Origin of the sequence: Acrocarpospora pleiomorpha (genome assembly GCF_009687885.1) — a bacterium.
Taxonomy (GTDB): domain Bacteria; phylum Actinomycetota; class Actinomycetes; order Streptosporangiales; family Streptosporangiaceae; genus Acrocarpospora; species Acrocarpospora pleiomorpha.
The window spans coordinates 1-2,860 of sequence record NZ_BLAF01000144.1; the positions used below are offsets into that span (position 1 = coordinate 1).

General features: G+C 61.8%; 3 protein-coding genes. 1 reads left to right on the top strand and 2 read right to left on the bottom strand.

Annotated features, from left to right (window positions below; genetic code table 11):
- Positions 1 to 154 precede the first annotated feature (154 nt).
- Both Aple_RS54085 and Aple_RS51635 read right to left on the bottom strand, forming a co-directional pair.
- Positions 155 to 637 carry an IS3 family transposase gene (locus tag Aple_RS54085; protein ID WP_218038959.1) on the bottom strand — a complete coding sequence of 161 codons (483 nt, stop codon included), beginning with the start codon at positions 635 to 637 and terminating at the stop codon, positions 155 to 157.
- A complete protein-coding gene (locus tag Aple_RS51635; protein WP_218038960.1) occupies positions 634 to 996 on the bottom strand; it encodes a transposase in 363 nt (120 codons plus the stop codon). The genes Aple_RS54085 and Aple_RS51635 overlap by 4 nt, the downstream gene beginning before the upstream one ends.
- Positions 997 to 1,337: 341 nt before the next feature.
- Here Aple_RS51635 and Aple_RS51640 point away from each other — a divergent pair.
- A partial coding sequence (locus Aple_RS51640) for a hypothetical protein (protein ID WP_155352156.1) occupies positions 1,338 to 2,860 on the top strand: 1,523 nt, incomplete at its 3' end.

Sequence of the window (2,860 nt, forward strand, 5' to 3'; positions counted from 1 at the left end):
TGAGCGCACGACTGATCACCAGACGCTGGATCTGGTTCGTGCCCTCCACGATCTGGAGGGTCGTCGGTCAGCACCCAGTTTCCGCAGGTCAGCGCAGGCTACGGGAGGCCACGCCAGCACCGAATCAGCACCGACATTTCACCCCATATCGGGCCTACCGAACAGCCAGTCCAGGATGTCCCGGGCGCGGCCGATCGAGGCCGGGACAAGATGCCCGTAGGTCAGATGAGTGATCTCGATGTTCTTGTGACCCGAGCCAACGGGAAACCTCGATGATAGGGATACGCGCCGCCAGGGCGGTGGAAGCGAAGAAGTGGCGCAGCGAGCGCGGCTTGGCGCGCACGCGGGCGACCAGGCCGATTTCTGCCATCCGCGCCGCGACCGTGTTCTCCGACACCCGCCACCCTTTCTCCCGCAGGTCACGGGTGACGCGCGGGGAGCCGTAGGTGCCGCCGGAAGCGGCGAACACAGCCGTGATCTCCGCGTCCAGGTCGGCACGCCGCCGCTCCCGCGGCGTGGGCGCACGGTCCTTCCACTTGTAGAACCACGACTGCGACACCCCCAGCGCCCGGCAGAAGGCGAGGCGGCTGATGCCGAACTCGGTCTTCTGGGAGCTGATGAAGGCCGCCACGCTCACCGGCCCATCGCCTCTTTCACCCACAAGACCACCGAGCGCTTAAGCACATCGCGCTCGTCTTCCAACTCGGCGCATTCCTTCTCCCACGCTGCCTTCTCCTGTGCATGCCGCTGGGCCAGTTCGGCTTTCTCCCGCCGCAGCCGGGCCAACTCCTCCCGCTCGGACTCGGCTGGCACCGAGTTCTCCCCGCCGCCGCCCGGCCGCTCTGCGAGCCGGTCCATGTGCATCCAGTTGTTCAGCGTGTAGGGGTTGATGCCCAGATCCCGCGCCACCTGCGCGACGGGCTTGCCGGTCTCCTTGACGATGCGCACCGCGCCCGCCCGGAGCTCCCGATCAAACCCGCGTCTCTCGCTTGCCACGACCCAACCTTCTCCCAGGTTCAGGTCTCCACGCTATGGGGGAAGCTCAATTAGACACCCAAGATCATCTAGGTTCGTATTCACTGTTCACAAGCCCGGACACCCGCCACCCATTCCCCTCACGTGCTGCTTTCTCGCCGTCCGAGAACGCATTGACCCTGCCCGGGGCGGTGTGCCACGTCACGGTCTGTTTCCTTTTCGTGTCCCTAAATCGATGATTCGCGGATATTATTATAGATCTCGAGGCCGACCCGGAATCCGGAAACGAGAAAAGGTGAGGCTACCTCATGGCTGTATGCCGAGAAGTGCGCCACTGGATGACGGAGTCGGTACTCATCCCCGTGTCGAAAGTAATCACGGAGGCGAAGGAGAAGTGCGAAGAAGTACGCCAGTGGATTGAAGAGCAGATCGCGAAGCCGGTCGAACGCTGGATTTCCGAACAGGAGGAACACTGCCGGAAGTTGCCCTGGTGGAATCCGCTTCGCTGGCTCTGTGAAGTGGTGACGATCGTCGTCAAAGTCGTGGTGTGGGTGGTGGTGACCGTCGGCAAGTGGGTTGTCACCATTGTCTGCCAGGTCATCATCGCCGTCATCGGAATCATCGTGACGTTCGTGCTTCGCCTGATCTCCTGGGTGATCACGTTTTTCGTGTGCTTGTTCACCGATCCTCTTGAGGCGCTGAAATCATTCCTCGACCTGTGGGGGATCGTCCTCGACACGGTGGGCGATATCCTGGACTTCGCCGGAGTGCTCCTGGAAGACGTCCTAGGCTATCTGGACGATCTTGAGAATTTGATTGACTCGCTTATCAGCTCGCTGGGCTGGCTCGGGGTGTTGCTGGGCTGGACAAAGGGTCTCATCCAGCTTGCGCGTGATCTCGTGAGCATCGCCCATGACGCTTTGGGTGCGCTGAAAGACATCGTCCTGGGCATTCTGGGCCTGAACCTGTGTCGTCTGCTCCGCGGACTGGCGGACTTGGTGGCCGCCGCAGGGCGTGGGCTGCTAAATACCGGCTTCGCACCTGTCGCGCTGCTGTTCGGCGCCCCCTGGGTGGCCACGGTTCTGCTACTGATCCGCGTTCTCGGCTATCTGGGCGCGGGCGAGCGCGACACGGTGAATCGGATCCGGCTGGAGGAGATCATCCGCGACACGCTCAACATGGCCTTTGGCGAGGACGGCGCACGCATCGAACGCGTCCTCACGGCCATGGGGATCAACGGCAGCCCCATGGGCTTGCCGTTCACCAGTGACGCGCGCCGACTCTACCTGACCTCAGATGATCGCAAGCTGGACCTGCGACAACTACATAAAGAGGGGATCATCAATCTCTACGCCTACGCTGGCTACCCATCCGACTGCGGCCGATTGTTCAATGAGGCCGAAGGCGAGGTTGTCTACGCGGGGACCGACATTCACGTCTCCTTCACCGACCTTCAGACCTACCTCTCCGACGGCCCCGGCTCCGTCGCGGAATTCCACGTCTTCTCGATCACCCGGGCCAAGTTCCGCAAACACCTCCAGACCGCGCGACGCAAAGCCGGGACCTTGGGTGTCCTACTCTCCTTCCCTTCACTCGGCACGATCCAAGCCACCTCCAGAGACCATGTCCCGCTGAACACAGGTGAAGACGATCCTCCCGGCGATACCATACAACAACAGCTCTTTCAATTCATGGGACGGACGGGCGATAGCGATGATCTGTCGATCATTCCGACCATCAGCCACTTCCACTACGTTCCCAATTCGGCGAACAAGGAGCTATTCGGCCTGACCTCGTGGTTCCGTCCCTCTCAGCGGGATGCCAGGAGATCTGGGGTGACCTATCGCAACCTGTCTCCCGACTGGGTGTTCCAGTGGGTTCTAGT